Genomic DNA, 18,639 nt, shown 5'->3' on the forward strand with positions numbered 1-18,639 from the left:
TTACAGAATCCTTAATTATCTGATTGTGGATTGCTTTATGCTTGTTTTACATAGTATTCCTTTTGTGTTATGAGTTTTAATTAACCTTTTATAAAATGACAAGATGATTTTAGATTCTATTTATCATAGAATCTTTTGTTTAGAGATTATAATGATTTAGAGAATTAAAGATATAGAATCTTTTTTGTTATTTATTAATTGTAGATACTTTATCTAGGTTTAGGCTAGTTTAGAGTGATAAGATAGCAAATTAGAATAACAGAGGAGGAAGGTTGTCATATTTGGGCATTTAAAGAAACTAAAGAATCTCTAATTGTCATATTGAAGGAGTGAAATGATTAAAATATCTTTATTAATAGAATCAAATTTGTCATATTTGTAGTCAAGGGTAAATCCTTGAGGATTGCAAGAGGTTTTTACATAGTAAAAGATGAAATATCTCCTTTGCCATGATTTAAGCCTCTATTTTTTGTTATATTAAAGGAGCTAGTGAGTGAAATATCTTAAAAGTAAATTAAGACTTTGCTTCTAGTCTAGACTCTAGCTTTATCCAATCATCACAAATAATATTTTCATAACCAAACAACCAATAGCTAGGAGCAATTATTATCTTTGCTTCATTATTAATAAGATACGCAGCCCACCAGCTATAAGTGCTATTTGCTATTATGCCATGTTTACATGACATCATTAGCATCATATCTAAATGGCTTTGATTAGCTCCAGCATCCCTTGTCGTCATATCTATAAATGGATAACCAAGATCTAGATTCCGCACAAATTCTAAGTCTTCGCAAAATAAAAATAGCTCCATGTTTTCCACTCGCTCAGACATATATTTAATAGCTCTCAACTGATAATCTATATGAAGCTGCCATGATAATCCTACATAATCTCCTCGTCTTATATGCACAAATACACTATTTTTAGATTCTAGAATTTGTGCTAGTTTTTGCTTATATTGCTCTTTGTGTTCGGAATCTTGTGGGGGGAGGGGGGGGGGGGTGAATGTTTGCTTGATTATTGAAGATATAGAAGCAAAATATCTTGGATCTTGGAAACAACCACGAAAGTAGATTAAACGGCTTGGCTTTAGAAGCTTGGGAATATATTCAAATTCTATATTATTGCTAATTCTATACAAATCAAGTCTTTTTAATATACTTCTTATAAGTTTTGGCTTATTTTCCATCATTTTGGCATAATCAATTTGCTGTTGATTGGCATATTTCAAATCAATGTTAAAAAGATTTAAACCCAATTCTCTTAAATCACTATATCCATCAAACCAAGTAACATCAAGTAGCACAGGCACGTCTAAACTCACTTGCAAGCTTTTAGCAAAGGCGTATTGAAACATTTGATTCCCAAGTCCACCAGATATCTGCACAATCTTAAACTCCATAACACTCCTTAGTAAAATATGTTATTTAGTGCAAATAATAGCTAGTCATAAATTTTTTGTCAAAGCTTAAACAGAATTGTATATGATAAATCCAAAGCCAGTAATATTCTAAGATGATTCAATCAAATTTGATTTATGTTTTATTGTTCAATTATTAAGCACGTTTATAGATTTTCATATTTTTTATAGCGTTTATCTTTAGATATTATTCGTCTAAAGCTTCCGCTCTTGTCATATTAAAGAAGCTAGCTAGTGAAATATCTCTTTATTGCTTAAGAATCTTTTTAGATAGTATTAGGATAATTTAGAGCCTAAATATTACTTAAGTAAATCAGGTCTAAAATATAGCGTTTTCATTGTTGCCATATTGTGCTTAATTTTCTTTATCACAGCATGATTACCATTAGAAAATTCAGATGGAGGCTTAATATTATATTTTCTATCAAATTCTCTTGATTTTGTGAAATTGGGAGATTCTAAGAGATTTGCTTCAAAGCTCTCTTCTTCTAGGGATTTAGCATTGCCTAACACTCCTTCCTTATGTCTTATTATAGAATCAGCTATGCACAATGCCCCGAGCTCACCGCCTGTAAGTATGAAATCTCCAATACTAAAAATTTCTGTAGCATAAAGCTCTATAATACGCTCATCAAAGCCTTCATATCGCCCACATACAAAGGATATATGTGAATACTTGCTTAGCCTTTTTGAGTCTTTATAACTAAATTTAGCACCACATGGGCTAAGGAATATAATTCTTGAATCTTTTAATCCTTTCAATGCCAAATCTAATACATAGGGCTCAAGTAACATACCGGCCCCTCCACCTATTAGTGCTTTATCTACCTTTTTATATGCATTAGTAGAAAAGTCTCTAATATTGATATAGTCTATTGATATTATATTTGCTTGCTTAGCGCGTCCAATAATGCTAGAGTTAAGATATGATTCAATCACATTTGGAAATAAGCTCAAAAAGCTAAGTCGCACAGCTTTATCCAGTATCTAGTTATAATCTATATAATAGAAATCAATCATGATCGCAGGAATTCCTTAATATTGTCTACGACCATACTTATGAGCTTATCTTTGGTATCCTTGTAAGCCCATGCTATATGGGGCGTTATTATGACTTTGCTTGCTATGTCTGGATTTAGCAATGGGTGATTTGGAATCATGGGTTCTTTTTCTAACACATCACTACCAAAATAGAAGTCTTGTTCTTTTAGCCGTGCTGCTAAATCCTGTTCATTTACAATACCACCTCGCCCAAGATTTAATAAGATAGCTCCTTTTTTAAGAAGACGCAGCTCTTTGTCTGCAATCAAATTTTGTGTTTTAGGATTAAATGGTGCATGAATAGATATGATATCGCTTGTTTGCAGTAAAGACTCTATGCTTTTGTGTTGAATACCTGCTTGTATATTTCCGCTAGTAGAGTGATAGCTAACTCTAGCTCCAAATGCCTTGACTAAATGACAAACCTGTCTACCGATATTACCAAGCCCAATGATACCCCATTCCTTATCCTTTAGGTCTATTATGGGATAGGCTAGATGGCAGAATATCTCACTTTTTGCCCATTCTCCACTTGCTACATATTGCGAATAATATGTTAGTTTTGATAAGAGATTTAGGGCTAGTGTTAATGTATGTTGGGCTACAGAATATGTTGAATATCCTACTACGTTTTTTACTGGGATACCTCTTTTTTTTGCAGTTTCTAAATCGATATTATTTGTGCCTGTGGCAGCTACGCAAATTAACTTTAGATTACTAAGAGATTCTATTATATTTGCATCTAACACAACTTTATTCACGATTACTATATCTGCATCTTTACAACGAGGTATTACTTCATCTGATTTTGTTGTGGGGTAAAAACTAAAATTTCCAAGTTTTGAAAAGATATTTGTATCAAATTCTCCTAATGTTAGTGAATCTAGCATAACAATATTCATTATATCCTCCTTAAATTGCCCCTTAATTTATTTGTAGCAATATATGCTATTAATATTAGCAAATCTTTTTAAAAGTGCGCAAGATAATATCTGCTATATTTTTTGCAAGTGCTATGTCCATATTTTGGTGACATGGCAAAGATAGCTCTGCGCGCCAAAAATCTTCAGCATTGCGCAAAAGAGTATAAGATATTGGCAATTCTTGATACAGTGTAAAATGATATATAGGCTTATAGTGCACTTGTACGCCTACATTTTGGCTTAAAAGCTCTTGGATTATAGATTCCTTATTGCATAGATATTTTGGATCTAATAACACAGGATAGAGATGTCTGCTGCTTTTTTTGTAGCTTTCAATGCTTGGGGTGTAGAAGTATGGATTATTTTTAAAATAATCATCATAAAATCTAGCAATTTCTTCTCTTTTTGCTATAAATAATTCTAAGCGGTCTAACTGTGAGATTCCAAGTGCTGCGCTTAATTCGTTCATTCTAAAGTTAAATCCAAGCTTTAAGCAATCATGATTATAGTGATTTTTCTTTATCATTCCATGCGAGCAAATTAATCTCGCATTGTTTGCGAAGATTTTGTTATTTGTAGTTAAAGCACCACCCTCGCAAGTGGTAATGGGTTTAACTGCATGAAAGCTAAATATACACATATCAGCTTCTTCATTATTATTGCTAGCTATTTTTTTGTTGTTAAATTCTGCACCAAAGGAATGGCTAGAATCCGAAATCCACAATATTTTATTTCTATTAGCAAATTCTCTTAACTCTACTCTATCTACACTTTTACCACCATAATCAACAGAGCAAATAGCAATCGTATCTTCACGTATGCAAGATTCTAGCTTTTTTGGATTTATGTTGCCGTCCATAGTAATATCTGCAAAAATTGGCAGGATATTATTTGCTAACATCATATTAGCAGTTGATACAAAGCTAATTGGTGTTGTGATGATACTATATGTTTTAGAATCTCTAGCGTGTTTTAGATAAGTGGAATTAGCTAGCATTGAACAATCTTCAAACAAACTATTATCAATATAATCCCTTAATGTTGAAAAAGCAGCATAAAGTGCTGATGTTGCGGAATTATATGCAATGGTGTGGCTTGTGTTAATGTAGCTTGCAATTTTTTGTTCGAATTGTTCTACATATTGCCCTTGCGTTAGATGTGATGAAGACAATGCTTTTATTACCATTTCTTTGTCGGATTCTGTAATGTTTTGCGTGCTATATGGTGTGAAATAAGGAAGCATTTATATCCTTTATGTCTTTTCTAAGGAGTGGAATCTTTAGTTATAATATTGCCTGAATTATAGCTTAAAGGAATGCTATGAAAAGGATAAATTATGATAAGTATATGGTGTGATTTTATTGAACGCGAGTTTTTGCGATTGGATTTTAGGGAATTAGTAAATAAGGGCTTAGTTAACGGGGCTACAAGTAATCCTAATATATTCGCAGAAGCTTTAAAGGGTGATAGTTATTCTAATGATATAGAATTTATTTTTAATGATTCTTCAATTCAATCCATGCCAAAAGATATGCAAAAAAAAGCAATCTATGAACATTTAGCTTTGCAAGACATAAAAATTGCTGCTGATATATTATTGCCTCTATATGATGAGAATCCAATGAATGGGCTAATAAGCATAGAGATTGATCCATACTTTTGTAATAATATAGATTCTAGTGTGAATGAGGGTAAAAGGCTTTGGGAGAGCTTGAAATGCTCTAATGTCATGATAAAAGTGCCAGCTACTAGTAGCGGCTTTGTTATTATGGAGCAGCTTATGAGCATAGGAATAAATGTAAATGCTACATTAGTTTTTAGTCAAGAACAAGCTCAAAAGACTTTAAAGGCGTTTCAAGAAGGATATAAGCAATTAAATAAAAATCTAGCTAGTCCAAATGCAAGTATAAATCATGCAGTGGCTAATCCGCAAGGAGTAATTAGCGTATTTGTTTCTCGTTTTGATAGAGAAATAGATTCAAAGCTAGATTTTTCTTTGCGCGGAAAATATGGTATATGTAATGCTACTGTTATTTATCATGATTTCCTAACCCGTAATAACAATAAAAACTTTAGAATTCTCTTTGCTAGCACAGGCGTAAAGGAACAAAACAGCACATATAACGATCTTGGTTATTATGTCTATCCCTTAGCATTTCCTGATTGTATTAATACTGTCCCCTTATCTACTCTTAGGTCAATTAACTATGATAGGCTAGATGGACAAGTATCTAGTGAATTTAGTAATTCATTGTTAAATGATATAAGAGATAGATTGCATGTAATTGGTGTTGATTATAGGCATGTAGAGGCTAATTTATTAGATCAAGGTTTGCGAAGCTTTCAAGCAAGTTTTAAAGATATGCTAGATTCTCTTGTGAAGAAGGATAATTAATGACTATAATGGATGGTAAAACATTAGCTAATGAGATTCAAAAAGATATAGCAAAAGAAGTGCTAAATCTCTCTAAAGAGGGCATTATACCAAGCCTTGCTGTAATATTAGTAGGTAGCGATCCTGCTAGCCAAACCTATGTAAATATGAAGTCTAAGGCTTGCAAGAATGTAGGTATTACATCAATATTACATGAAATGCCTGATAATATATCACAAAAAGATTTAATCGCTATGATTGAAAATTTGAATAACAACATTAATATAGATGGCATACTCATTCAGCTTCCGCTACCTAGTCATATTAATACTAATGCTATTTTAGAGGCTGTGTTACCTAATAAGGATGTAGATGGATTCCATACCAAAAATAGCGGGAAGCTACATAGCGGAATTTGTGGCTTTGTACCTGCTACTCCGCTAGGTATTATGTCTTTGCTAGCTCATTATGATATTTGTGTAAAGGGTAAAGATGTAGTAATCATAGGTGCTAGCAATATAGTAGGTAAGCCATTAGGTGCTCTTATGCTTAATGCTGGTGCAACCATTAGTATATGCCATATACATACTAAAGACATTGCATCATATACTAAGCGCGCAGATATTATATGTGTGGCTGTTGGTAAACCAAATCTTATTACTAAAGATATGGTAAAGCAAGGAGTAGTTATTATGGATATAGGAATCAATCGCTTGCCAAATGGTAAGATTGTAGGCGATGTGGATTTTGAAAATGTTGCACCTATATGTTCATTTATTACACCTGTGCCCGGTGGCGTTGGTCCTATGACAATTGCATCATTATTGCAAAATACTATAAAAAGCGCGAAATCAAGATTACAAAATTTGGTTTAGTCTTTTTAAATTTTTTATATATAAAACAGCGAACTCTATAAAATATCTAATCATAGGAGCATATATAAAATGATATAAGGTTTTGAGTATGCATAGTAGGGTTAGCATATTTAATCTACCCCCCCCCCCCCCCAATATTATTTGCTAAACCCTAAATTATTGAGCAATAAAAGTTAAATTTCAAAAGAATTTATAAAAATAAGGACTAGTGTGAAGAATCATATAAACGTAAAAAATTCTATTATATTTCAAAATAGCCAAAACCTAAATCAAGATTCTAAAATCACCAAAGCTAGTTTGTATGTAGATTCTATACATACTAAAGACAAATCTGTATTATTAAATACTGGTGAATCCTATAATCTCTCAAATGAATGTATTTCGCGTTTAGATGAGTTTTGCTCTGTTTTATTGCATTGGAATACTATACATAATCTAACTGGAGCAAAAAATACAAGGGATATTCAAATTCACATTAATGATAGCTTATACCCTTTGTCATTTTTGCAACCATTTGATATTTGTGTAGATATTGGTAGCGGAGCTGGATTCCCTGCTATTGCGCTAGCCTGTCATTGTTTGGATTCTCATTTTTATCTAATTGAGCCACGTAAAAAGAAGGCGGCATTCTTACAATATGTAATATCTAGGCTACGCCTTAGTAACGCGAAAGTCATAGCTGATTTTTCCTACAATATATCATCTATTGGAGATTTTGGAGCTAGTTTAATTACTTCCAGAGCTGTTTGTGATGGACATTCTTTAGTTAAGGGTAGCAAACATCTCTTAGCTAATAATGGTAAATATTTACTATTTAAGGGGACTAGTAGCATTCAAGATTGTGAGCATATAGAGGGATTTTTGCTTCAGCGATTTTATTATAAGCAAAGAATCTATGCGTATTTGCATAGTAAGTAATATAGACTTATTTTTGCAATTCAATATAATATTAAACGTTATATTTCTGCTGCAACAACTCAATACTATAATAAAGCCTAAAAAAATTCCTTGATGATTAGTTGTAATGACAAAATAAAAGAAGTCCCAACGATAAGCGGTCTAATGATTTTTGCACCATGTTTTATAGCTAGTTTGGCTCCTATGCTAGCACCTATTACTTGCCCTATGCACATGATAATTCCTAGTGCCCATAGTATATTTCCGCTTATTATAAATATACATGCAGATGCCAAATTTACACTAAAGACAATCCAACGTGAATAAGCTACAGCCTTGCTTAGTCCATATCCACCAATGCTAACAAGTATAGCTAATATAAATGAGCCAATCCCAACACCCAAAAGCCCACCATAGAATCCAGCTAAAACCATTGTGATGTAAAGTATGATTTTATTTGGATTCTTAGCTTTATCTTCATCGCTAATATTTTTTGAAAATAAGAAGTAAGCGCATACTATAATCATTGCAAAAGGTAGGATTTTAGATAGCAAGCTTAGCTCTATATATTGCACTGTAGCAGTGCCTAACGCGCCAAATGTTACTCCAATTATCATTAGAATCCTACCCTGTCGCATATCTACTAAGCCTTGTTTATAATAATGTGCTGCACTTGTGAATGAGCCAACACAGGCTTGTAGTTTATTCACAGCTAGGGCTATTATTGGATTTAATCCGCTAAGTAACAAAATAGGCATGGTTATCATACCAGCACCCCCAGACATAGAGCCAACAATACCGCCAATAGTAGAAGCCATAAATAGCACTATATACCAATATATCTCCATGCCATTATATATGTATGTTGTGTCAAACATACGTTCTCCTTTGTGTGTGGTTATTTATTAAGTATATTCAGAATACTTAAGATTGCGCAATTTTTATCTAAAAAAACAATGTTTGATTTATTAGCAGGGTAAATTATTGAAATTTTTTACATATTAGTTTTGTTTTACGGCTTAACTAAATAAGCCCTATCTTATGCTCTTTTATAGTGATGATTTTCATTCTATCACTCTAATAAATATTATAAAAAGCTTAAATTACTAAAATAGTGTTTTGTGATCAAATAATAGTCTTAATAAAATTATATTGGGTAATAAATGTTTCTATTTGGTAATTCAAGCAAAACACAACAATGTGGTTTAGCCATATTTAAATATGGCTAAGGTGTGACAATCAGCTAAGCTTAATTATTGGTAAATATATGGATTAGTAGTTATTATATTGGGTAAGATTCTAGCCTTTGTAATTTTTCACTGCTTTTTCTAGTATATTTTGGGCTTCTTTTACACCTTTAAAGTCAGTAACCTTTACCCACTTTTCAGGTTCTAACATCTTATATGTTTCAAAGAAATTTTTGATTCTATCAAGTGTTATTTGAGGTAAGTCTTTATAGCTTTTTACGTCTTTATAGGTTGGGTCTATTTTATCAATGGCAACTGCTAAAAGCTTCTCGTCCATGCCGCCTTCATCTTCCATTAATAACACGCCAATTAACCTAGCTTTAATCACAGAGCCAGCTTGAAGTGGATATTCATTAAGGACTAAGATATCCATAGGATCATCATCATCTGCTAATGTGTGTGGGACAAAGCCATAGTTGGCTGGATAATACACAGCCGAACGCATGATTCTATCCACCACAACAGCACCACTATCTTTGTCAATTTCATATTTTATATCAGAGCCAAAAGGAATCTCTATTACTACATTAATGGAATCTGGAATACTGCCTAAGCTAATTTTTGAAATATCCATGATTTCTCCTTTATTAAATAAATTTAAAATTATAGCATATTAAATCTATTAGCCCATTCCAAAGCTAATATCAAAAAAATACTAAAAACATGTTAGAATAGCTGTTCTCATGTTTAAAATAAGGCTTACTTATGGATAATAATGAAAAAAGAAAGATTTCGCAGTTAGCATTATCAATCATACAAGATACAAAAAGCCCCCTAGCTATATCGTTATATGAACATTTGCAAGAGGGTAAGATGTTACGCTCAAAGCTAATTTTGGACATAGTAAATCATGAGTTTGCATATATATTATGCGCTATTGTAGAGCTTATACAAAGTGCGTCTTTGCTACATGATGATGTAATAGATGAGAGCGATTTAAGACGTGGCAAGCCTAGTATAAATGCGGAATTTGGTAATAAAAAAGCAATTATGCTAGGTGATATTTTATATTCGCGTGCATTTTATGAGTTATCAAAACTTCATCCACTCATAGCGCAAAGTTTATCATTAAGTGTTTGTAAATTAAGCATTGGGGAATTAGAAGATGTGCATTTAGAGCAAAATTTTAATGAAGACGAAGAAAAATATTTGCATATGATAGAGCATAAAAGTGCCGATTTGATTGCTGCAAGTGTCAAGAGCGCGTCTATCTTGCAGGATTGTTTGGCAGTTGATTCTATCAATCCACATGCAGTTAAATTAGATATTGCTTCTTGTGATAAGGCTGATTTACATTATAAGTATGGTTTATATCTTGGTATGGCATTTCAAATTGTTGATGATATTTTAGACATTACACAGGATACAAAGACTCTTGGTAAACCAGCTATGATGGATTTTGTTAGCGGTAAAACAACACTACCATATATATATCTTTATCATGAATTAGATAGTGCACAAAAATTTTGGTTACTTTCTCTTTTTAAAAAAAATATGTCCATTGAAGATAAACAAAGACTATGTTCATTATTGGCAGAAAAATCACTTGATAAAGCTAAACAAAAGGCATTATATTATGCAAATATAGCTAAGGAATATGCAGTAATACTTAATAATGCTAAGTTGGAATCCGTAATCGACATAATGATAAAAAGGGATTTTTAATGTATGCTTTGGTAAGTTTTTCACATCAAAATACCGACATGTCGTTACGCGAAAAGTTACATTTCAGTGATAAGGAATCTAAAGCATTTTTGCCTATTTTGCTAAATATTAATGGAATAGTAGAGATTATACTGTTATCTACTTGTAATCGTTGTGAGATATATCTATTTTTAGATTCTGCCAAATTTATAGATTCTAAACCTGAATCTGTATTTGATAATATTATAGAGGCTATCTCTAATAAGAAGTTCATTCAAAAAGAAACTCTAAAGGATAAAGCCTTGATTTTGCAAGGCAAAGATGCTATATATCATAGCTTTTGTGTAGCTAGCTCTTTGTTATCGCTAGCATTAGGGGAAACACAAATTAGCGGACAACTTAAGAATGCTTATAAAGTTAGCTATGATAATGGCTTTTGTGCTAAACATTTAACAAGGCTTATGCATTTTGCATTTCGTTGTGCAGCAGAAGTTAGAAATAAAACAGATATTTCTAAGAATCCTATTTCTATAGCTTCTGTTGCAGTTGGATATGGGCTTGATTTTCTTAATAGTGTGGACAATATAAATTCTATTGTTATATCGAAGAATTTAGAACTTATGAATGATTTGGAGATAGATTCTAATATTAGGCAAGTTGAATATAAAGATGAGGAATATAAGCCACGTATTCTTGTTATTGGTATTGGTGAAATGGGTGTTTTATGTCTAAAATATTTAACTCGTTATCCTCTTGATATTACTATTTGTAATCGTACATTAGCTAACGCGCAACAAATATTACTAGATTTAGGGTTACAAAAGAGTGTAAAAATTTTGGATTTTTCTTCTCTAAAACCTTGTATCAATGATTATGATGTTGTGTTTAGTGCAGTAGGTGGGGGAATATTACTAACCAAAGATAGCTTATATCGTAAGGATTCTAAGAGGTTGTTTATAGACTTGTCAATTCCACGCAATATTGCATTTGATACTCATGATATAGAAAAGTATAAATTAGGAGAAATAGAAGTAATAGGTGTAGATAATCTTAAAAGCAAAGCAGATGAATTTATTAATTCTCGCAAGCAAAGTGCCAAAGAAGCACATGAGATTGTTGCTAGGGTAACGATTGAGTTTTTACATTGGTTATCTACTCTTGAGATTGATCCAATTATTAAGGGCATGAGAGCAAGGGCAAAGCAAGCTAGCATAAAGGAGATAAATAGAGCTATTAAAAAAGGCTTTATACCTGAAGCATTGCGAGATAATGCTATGAAACTCCTTCATAGTGCATTTAATGAATTTTTGCATTCTCCGACTATGAAGCTAAAAGCAATGGCAGAGCATGAGAGTTATGACACTGTGTTAGAATCTATTGGTAATGTTTTTGGAGATGGTGAGCAAGTCTTACTAAATCAATATAAATGTGAAAAATAACTATTATAGAATCTCTTTTATATCCATCCAAATTATATATGTTTAATAGCTTAAGTATAGAGATTTTATTTTTTAATTTGGTTTATTATGTAAATAATTAATTATGGACTTATCCTAAGCCCTATGTAGTTGTAGTTAAATTTTATTGGTTTAGTGGACTAACTACTCAATCATTGAATATATCAATTTTAGTTAGATTCATGAGATTAATTGTTAGGTATAACAGATACCTTTTTTCTATATTTATCCTTGCTTTTAAACTGCACTATACCATCAATGAGCGCATATATAGTGTGGTCTCTTCCTATGCCTACGTTATCTCCTGCATGAATCTTAGTTCCTCTTTGGCGAACTATGATATTACCAGCTCTAACGAATTGAGAGCCAAATTTCTTTATTCCTAATCTTCTTCCTGCAGAATCTCTATTATTCTGAGTGCTACCTTGTCCTTTCTTGTGTGCCATATTGTGTCCTTATTTTGTAATATTAGTAACTTTTACTCTTGTAAAGTCTCTTCTAAAGCCTCTTTTTGTTTTGCTATCTTTTCTGCGCCGTTTCTTGAAGATAATGACTTTTTTGCCTCTGCCTTCATTAATCACTTCTAACTCTACTTTTGCGTTTGGTATAAAAGGAGAACCTAGCTCAATATTATTTTCTATTGAGTCATCTAATATTGCTAGAACCTCATTGATTTCTAGCTTTGACTTTGGCTCAAGGCTTAGTTTATCAAGTAGCAAAATATCGCCTACTTGTGCCTTGTATTGCTTGCCTCCGTTCTTAAATATTGCTTGCATTAGCATTCCTTTCTCAAAATAATTAAAGGCAATGATTATAACGCATTTTACTAAATTTATTATAATTAGTATTTAAATTAATTGTAAAATCTTGTATATTCTATTATATATATTCTATCCGTGTTGTTGTGTGCCTATGTGTAGTTTTGGAGTTTTGTAATACCATGATTAATAATTTAATAAATATCTTATCAGGAAGGAAAATCCTTATAATGTCAATTGTTTTGCTAGTAATACTAATGCTAGCAACCATGTATTATAAACCACATTGGCTATATTCTACAATGGTAGCCATGCTATCATATATAGCTACTGCGATTGCATCATTTTATTCTATTAGCAAGAAAATAAAACAAAAGGTTATTAAAGCGCAAAATGATATGTCCAAGGAGGAACTAGCTCAAAGTTATATAAATGATGTAGACAATATAGATAAAACATCAAGTCAATCTAGCATAGATATTAATGATATGAAAAACATATCAAATTCACCAAAATCATCGCAACAACACAAAAAAGATAGATACAGAAAAATGCTTAAATTCCTAGATATATCTAAAGTTAGTTTAGGCTTTGAGCTTAGTTTTTCATATGTTAGAATCTTAGCTTTATTTTTTATGTGTTTTGGTTTTGCATTATTGATATATTGCAATTTGTTCTATCCTATTGCATATATTTTAGGTATTTTGTTTGGTGTAATTGTAGTGGTTAGTTATTTGCTTTGTAAATAAAGCATTACAATTTTATATATTTTAAGGAAATTATATGTCTCTTCTTAGCTTGCTTGAAGTCTCCAAGCAATATGGGGATAATTTGTTATTAAATAATTTATCATTAACAATTAACGAGAAAGAGAGGATAGCACTCATTGGGAAAAATGGCAGTGGCAAAAGCACATTGCTTGGAATTATTGATTCATCTATTCAACAAGATAGCGGTCAACGTATAGTAAGAAATAATCTAAAGATTGCTACCTTACCACAGCATATTTCATTTGATTCCAGTCACACAGTGCAACAGAGTATAGAATCTAGTCTAAGCCATATTAGAGAGGCTCATGATAGATGGATTCAAATCTCAAATACTCAAGATTTCTTGCATGACTGTATTCTTAAACAAGAATATAATATGCTATATAGCTATATTTCACAGCATGATGGTTGGGATTTGGAATCAAAAGTAAAATACATTATGCAGAGCTTTGACATAATGCAATATAAAGATAGATTAAGCATTTCTCTTAGCGGTGGTGAACAAAAAAGAGTAATCTTAGCATGTATTCTATTGTCAGATTGTGATATTGTTATACTTGATGAGCCTACCAATCACCTAGATGTAGAAATGGTTGAATTCTTAGAAAAAACTCTCTGCAATATGTCAAAATCTATTATATTTGTTAGTCATGATAGATATTTCATTGATAAGGTAGCTACTAGAATTATTGAGCTTGAAAATGGAAAACTAAATAACTTTATTCAAAATAATAGTGCACAAGGAGCATACCTAAGTTATTTACAAGCAAAGCAACAAATGCTACATAATCTCCAAAAAGAGCAAGAGGTGCTAAAAAAGATTCTAAAAAATGAAGAGCAATGGCTACAAAGGGGTGTAAAAGCTAGACTTAAGAGAAATGAGGGGCGAAAAGAAAGACTTTTTGCCCTAAGGGAAAAAGTAAAATCCATGCCAACTTCACTTCGTAGCATTGCCCAAACTCTTGAGAAGACATTTGATAATATTATCCAAGAGAAATCCAAGAATGCTAAAAAGATTTTATTTGAGTTACATGATTTTTCAATCAAGATAGGTAATATTACATTGCTTGATAGCTTGAATCTTATTATCTCACAGGGTGATAAACTTGGTATAGTTGGGAAAAATGGTAGCGGCAAAAGCACTTTTTTGAGAGCTTTATTAGGGAAATTACAAGATTCGCATATTAAAACTTCGGGATTAATCTCTAGGTCTGATATTAGTATTGGCTATTTTGATCAGCATAAAAGTATGTTGCAAGATTCTAAAACTTTGATTGAGACATTTTGCCCAAATGGTGGTGATACAATTGATATTGATGGAAAAAGTATCCATGTATATGGGTATTTGAAAGGCTTTTTGTTTCCTAAGAGTGAGTTACAAAAAAAAGTAGGATTACTTAGTGGCGGTGAGAAGTCGCGTGTTGCTCTAGCCTTGCTTCTTACAAAGCAATATGATTGTCTAATACTAGATGAACCTACAAACGACTTAGATATAGCAACTATGAATATTGTAGAATCGTATCTGCAAAGCTACAAAGGTGCTATTATATTTGTTAGCCATGATCGCTATTTTACAGATAAAATTGCACAAAGACTTTTGGTTATTCAGCCCAAAGATTCTTTGTTTAATAAGGCTACACATTTTATTTCTCATAGTAGCTATAGTGAAATAATAGAGAGACACAATGAGATTAAAGAATTATCATATCAAATTCAACATGAAGTAAATCAAAGTCCAAAGTCCAATAATGTAAATCCTACAAATATTAAGCCACAAAAGAAATTGAGCTACAAGGAACAGTTAGAATATGATACTTTAGAGTTGGAGATACAAGAGCTAGAAAATATAGCAAAACAATTAGAGAGTTATTTAGCAAATCCAGATGAATATATGCGCTATGGTGTGGAGAAGCTTAGCCAAGATCTCTTAACAACTAAAGAAAACCTAGAATTTAAATGGGAAAGATTTATTGAGCTATCTAATAAATGCAGTTAGGCTCTATTGTTAATTTGATTCTAAGACATATTGGAATCTAGCTCTTGTTCTTGTATGACTACTAGCTTTGCTTCACTTTTGCGCAAAGCCACATGAGAGCCCTGAATATTAAAGCTATATGTATCTTTTGCTAGAGATACATGTTGCAATGTAACAACGCTTCCTTCATATAATCCCATAGCATAGAATCTTTGCTGTAAATCGTATGAAACATTATCTATAGCAGTTATAATATATTGTTTATTTGGTTTAGAATCCACTAAAGTCATTAATATCTCCTTTATGTCTTAATGTATATAAGCTTATTATAAAATACTACTCAAAAGTATTAAATCCAAATCATATGCTATAATAATGCCGATATAGATTTTAGGATTTTTTATGAAGTTTCATGACTATTTATTCGATTTACCTACTTATCAAGCTGGCAAACCGTTAGAAGAGGTGATGGCTAGTTACCATATTCCACCAGAGAATATTATAAAGCTAGGTAGTAATGAGAACCCTTTTGGTGTAGCTCCAAGTGCTAAAAAAGCTATTATTGAATATGCTAACCTAGCTAGTGTTTATCCTGATGATTCCTATAGCGATATTAAGAAATCACTAGCCAATAAATATGATGTTAAAAGTGATAATATTATTATTGGTAGTGGGAGTGATCAGATCATTGAATTTTGTGTGCATTCTATTTGTGATTCTGCCAAGACGATACTTATGGCTCAATATACTTTTGCTATGTATGAGATATATGCAAAGCAATGTAATGCCAATATTATTAAAACTACAAGTTTTTTTCACGATTTGGATTCTATGATAGACATGTATCATAGGCATAAACCAGATATTATATTCATTTGCACTCCCAATAATCCACTAGGTGAGGCTCTAAAGAGAGTTGATTTAATTGAATTTTTAAATAAAATTTCTACTGATTGTTTGGTTATTCTTGATTGTGCGTATATGGAGTATTGCGCATACAAAGATAATGATTTTGCCATTTATCCTAAGGATATAGTGGAATTTCCAAATGTCATATATCTTGGGACATTTTCTAAGATATATGGTTTGGGCGGCATGAGAATTGGCTATGGTATAGCAAATGATAATATCATATCTCTTTTGCATAAGCTACGCCCACCCTTTAATGTTACTACCTTGAGCCTTAGGGCTGCTAATGCCTCTTTGCAGGATATTGATTTTATTAGCAAAACACTACAGAATAATTTTACACAAATGCAAAGATATTATGTTTTTGCAGATGAGTATGGTTTAGAGATTATTGAATCTTATGGAAACTTTGTAACTTTTTTATTGCATGATAAGTTAAATTCTACTACAATATCCAGTTTTTTGTTGAAACAAGGAATCGTTGTTAGAGACCTTTCTAGTTATGGGTTGAATGCGATGAGGATTACAATAGGAACGCCTAGTCAAAATGATTTTTTGCTTAGCAAAATGGCAGGGATACTAATTAGTTATAAAGATTCTTTTTGATAACACATTATTTATGATAAGGTAGCTAGCCGTGGATTTTAAAGCGATATTTGTGCAATTACAAAACCTTATTAATAAGCTGAATAAAAAACAACAAATTGTTGTTTTAGTTACTGTTATTGTAATTGTTGCATTTTTGTCATATCTTCTTGTTTCGTCTTTAGGCGAAAGGCAATCAGGAAGTTCAGATGGTTTTCAGGTTTTATTTTCAGCCGAGAATCCCAGTGATACAGGTGCTGCAATTTCTTATCTTAAACAGCAAAATATTCCATATCGTATGACAAATGAGAATACAATAGTTGTTCCTCAAAATAAAGTTTATGAAGTTCGTAATGAGCTTGCAATGCAGGGAATACCAAAAGGTAGAGTTGATTATGGAATCTTTGATGAAAGCACTTTTGGGCAGACTTCTGAAGAGATACGAATTAAGACATATAGAGCTAGAAAAGGACAATTAGAGCAGACTCTTATGGTGCTTAGTCCAATAAAGGAAGCTAGGGTTGAAGTATCAGAGCCAAAAGATGATGTATTTGTTCAAAGTAAGGCTTTACCAAAGGCTAGCGTTGCTTTAGTTTTATATGAAAATACTAGCCTTAGCCCTAAGCAAATATTTGGAATCAAAAATCTTGTTGCTAATTCCTTTAATGGTCTAATTCCAGAAAATGTTTTTATTACAGATCAAATGGGTAGGGCACTAGGTGAGCAAAATCCAGATGAAGTTGAGAATGAAAGAGCTTTCAAGGAGCTTCAATATCGCATTCAGGCTGAAAAAGAGACTACATTAAAGATTCAGCAAGCTATAGCCAAGTATGTTGGTGGACTGGATAGAATGAGTGTTAGTGTCAATATGGACTTTGATTTTGGTAAGCAAGAAAGCATAGAGGAGGTGTATAGTAAGGATTCTGCTGTTGTTAGTGAGAGTGCTTTAGAGGAAAAGAGAGAAGGGCTAGCACCAAAAGAGCCTGGTGGTGTCCCTGGAGTTATCAATAATATTAAAGAAGTTAATGATTTAGATGGTGGCAATAGGGAGAAATATGAGAAGTCCCAATCTGCTACCAACTATTTGCCAGACAAGAAGCAAACTACTACAAAAGTTCAATATCCACAACTAAAAAGAATGACTGTTGCTGTTGTAGTAGATGGGACTTACACAGAGAATGTCAATGAGGAAACAGGTGTTATAACTATGCAGTATTCTCCTAGGAGCGCAGAAGATCTAGCAAACATTCAAAAAACGGTTGAAGCTGCATCGGGATTTAAGGTAGATAGAGGCGATATAGTGAGTGTTGTTCCAGGTCAGCTTAATTCTGTTGGATCTGGTATTCCTCCTCTAACTAATTTTGAAAAAGTGGCTCAAGCTGTAGAGAAGTATCTCGGTCCTTTTATGCCATTGTTACGATATGTGCTAGTAATTATTGTGTTATTCTTCTTCTATAAGAAAGTTATTGTTCCTTTTGCCGAGAGAATGTTAGAAGTTCATGAAGAAGAGGAGTCAGAGCAACAGCCCCTATTTGACTTTGATGATGATGACGATACTCTTAACCGTGCCAATGAGATGAGAAAAAGGGTTGAAGAGCAATTAGGAATTGGGGAAGGATTTAATGAAGATGCTGTAAAATATGATGTATTGCTTGAGAAAATTAAGGAGGCTGTAAGGTCTAAACCAGATGAAGTGGCCGGATTGTTTCAAGCATTGATACGAGATGAAATAGAAATGAAATAATCTATTAATTTTAATTG

At 32.3% G+C, this 18,639-nt stretch carries 18 protein-coding genes; 9 read left to right on the forward strand and 9 right to left on the reverse strand.

The genetic code is table 11. From position 1 onward, the window contains the following. Nucleotides 1-514 precede the first annotated feature (514 nt). The 4 genes from LS73_RS06480 to LS73_RS06495 form a co-directional block, all read right to left on the reverse strand. The gene (locus LS73_RS06480; protein WP_138070004.1) at nt 515-1,405 is read right to left on the reverse strand and encodes an alpha-1,2-fucosyltransferase; all 891 of its coding nucleotides are present in this window, start codon (nt 1,403-1,405) and stop codon (nt 515-517) included. Nucleotides 1,406-1,723: 318 nt separating this feature from the next. Beyond that, nucleotides 1,724-2,395 (reverse strand): tRNA (guanosine(37)-N1)-methyltransferase TrmD, encoded by a 672-nt coding sequence (trmD, locus tag LS73_RS06485; protein ID WP_034557049.1) that lies wholly within the window; start codon nt 2,393-2,395, stop codon nt 1,724-1,726. Nucleotides 2,396-2,439: 44 nt separating this feature from the next. Continuing rightward, nucleotides 2,440-3,366 carry a D-2-hydroxyacid dehydrogenase gene (locus tag LS73_RS06490; protein ID WP_034557048.1) on the reverse strand — a complete coding sequence of 309 codons (927 nt, stop codon included), beginning with the start codon at nt 3,364-3,366 and terminating at the stop codon, nt 2,440-2,442. A gap of 55 nt (nt 3,367-3,421) precedes the next feature. Continuing rightward, nucleotides 3,422-4,630 (reverse strand): DegT/DnrJ/EryC1/StrS family aminotransferase, encoded by a 1,209-nt coding sequence (locus LS73_RS06495; protein WP_034557047.1) that lies wholly within the window; start codon nt 4,628-4,630, stop codon nt 3,422-3,424. Between the two features lie 93 nt (nt 4,631-4,723). On the opposite strand from LS73_RS06495, the gene tal reads away from it, so the two are divergent. From tal to rsmG, 3 genes are all read left to right on the forward strand, one after another. Beyond that, nucleotides 4,724-5,782, forward strand: a complete 1,059-nt coding sequence (tal, locus tag LS73_RS06500; protein WP_034557046.1) for a transaldolase — start codon at nt 4,724-4,726, stop codon at nt 5,780-5,782. Then, nucleotides 5,782-6,636 carry a bifunctional methylenetetrahydrofolate dehydrogenase/methenyltetrahydrofolate cyclohydrolase FolD gene (gene folD, locus LS73_RS06505; protein ID WP_034557045.1) on the forward strand — a complete coding sequence of 285 codons (855 nt, stop codon included), beginning with the start codon at nt 5,782-5,784 and terminating at the stop codon, nt 6,634-6,636. Before tal ends, folD begins: the two co-directional genes overlap by 1 nt. 210 nt (nt 6,637-6,846) lie before the next feature. Then, nucleotides 6,847-7,554, forward strand: coding sequence for a 16S rRNA (guanine(527)-N(7))-methyltransferase RsmG (gene rsmG / locus LS73_RS06510; protein WP_158654950.1), 708 nt, complete (start codon nt 6,847-6,849; stop codon nt 7,552-7,554). Nucleotides 7,555-7,631: 77 nt separating this feature from the next. On the opposite strand, the gene LS73_RS06515 is transcribed toward rsmG, so the two are convergent. Both LS73_RS06515 and ppa read right to left on the reverse strand, forming a co-directional pair. After that, nucleotides 7,632-8,411, reverse strand: a complete 780-nt coding sequence (locus LS73_RS06515; protein WP_034557975.1) for a TSUP family transporter — start codon at nt 8,409-8,411, stop codon at nt 7,632-7,634. Nucleotides 8,412-8,832: 421 nt separating this feature from the next. Then, nucleotides 8,833-9,354, reverse strand: coding sequence for an inorganic diphosphatase (ppa, locus tag LS73_RS06520; protein WP_104692177.1), 522 nt, complete (start codon nt 9,352-9,354; stop codon nt 8,833-8,835). Between the two features lie 131 nt (nt 9,355-9,485). Between ppa and LS73_RS06525 the strand changes: the two genes are divergently transcribed. Beyond that, the gene (locus tag LS73_RS06525) at nt 9,486-10,445 is read left to right on the forward strand and encodes a polyprenyl synthetase family protein (RefSeq protein ID WP_052089632.1); all 960 of its coding nucleotides are present in this window, start codon (nt 9,486-9,488) and stop codon (nt 10,443-10,445) included. Further along, complete coding sequence (locus LS73_RS06530) at nt 10,445-11,863, forward strand: glutamyl-tRNA reductase (protein ID WP_034557976.1); 1,419 nt, start codon at nt 10,445-10,447, stop codon at nt 11,861-11,863. The genes LS73_RS06525 and LS73_RS06530 overlap by 1 nt, the downstream gene beginning before the upstream one ends. A 206-nt stretch (nt 11,864-12,069) precedes the next feature. On the opposite strand, the gene rpmA is transcribed toward LS73_RS06530, so the two are convergent. Further along, nucleotides 12,070-12,327, reverse strand: coding sequence for a 50S ribosomal protein L27 (rpmA, locus tag LS73_RS06535; protein WP_034557977.1), 258 nt, complete (start codon nt 12,325-12,327; stop codon nt 12,070-12,072). 9 nt (nt 12,328-12,336) lie between these two features. Continuing rightward, nucleotides 12,337-12,657, reverse strand: a complete 321-nt coding sequence (gene rplU / locus LS73_RS06540) for a 50S ribosomal protein L21 (protein WP_034557978.1) — start codon at nt 12,655-12,657, stop codon at nt 12,337-12,339. Between the two features lie 212 nt (nt 12,658-12,869). Here rplU and LS73_RS06545 point away from each other — a divergent pair, with 212 nt between their 5' ends. Next, a complete protein-coding gene (locus LS73_RS06545; protein WP_034557979.1) occupies nt 12,870-13,388 on the forward strand; it encodes a hypothetical protein in 519 nt (172 codons plus the stop codon). A gap of 34 nt (nt 13,389-13,422) precedes the next feature. After that, entirely contained in the window at nt 13,423-15,405 is a 1,983-nt protein-coding gene (locus LS73_RS06550) for an ABC-F family ATP-binding cassette domain-containing protein (protein ID WP_034557980.1), read from the forward strand. A 20-nt stretch (nt 15,406-15,425) separates the two neighbouring features. On the opposite strand, the gene LS73_RS06555 is transcribed toward LS73_RS06550, so the two are convergent. Next, entirely contained in the window at nt 15,426-15,674 is a 249-nt protein-coding gene (locus LS73_RS06555; protein ID WP_034557981.1) for a FeoA family protein, read from the reverse strand. Between the two features lie 112 nt (nt 15,675-15,786). Between LS73_RS06555 and hisC the strand changes: the two genes are divergently transcribed. Both hisC and fliF read left to right on the forward strand, forming a co-directional pair. Next, nucleotides 15,787-16,899, forward strand: coding sequence for a histidinol-phosphate transaminase (hisC, locus tag LS73_RS06560; protein ID WP_034557982.1), 1,113 nt, complete (start codon nt 15,787-15,789; stop codon nt 16,897-16,899). Nucleotides 16,900-16,930: 31 nt separating this feature from the next. Next, nucleotides 16,931-18,622 (forward strand): flagellar basal-body MS-ring/collar protein FliF, encoded by a 1,692-nt coding sequence (fliF, locus tag LS73_RS06565; protein WP_034557983.1) that lies wholly within the window; start codon nt 16,931-16,933, stop codon nt 18,620-18,622. Nucleotides 18,623-18,639: the final 17 nt, after the last annotated feature.

Origin of the sequence: Helicobacter muridarum (assembly GCF_000765805.2) — a bacterium.
GTDB lineage: Bacteria > Campylobacterota > Campylobacteria > Campylobacterales > Helicobacteraceae > Helicobacter_A > Helicobacter_A muridarum.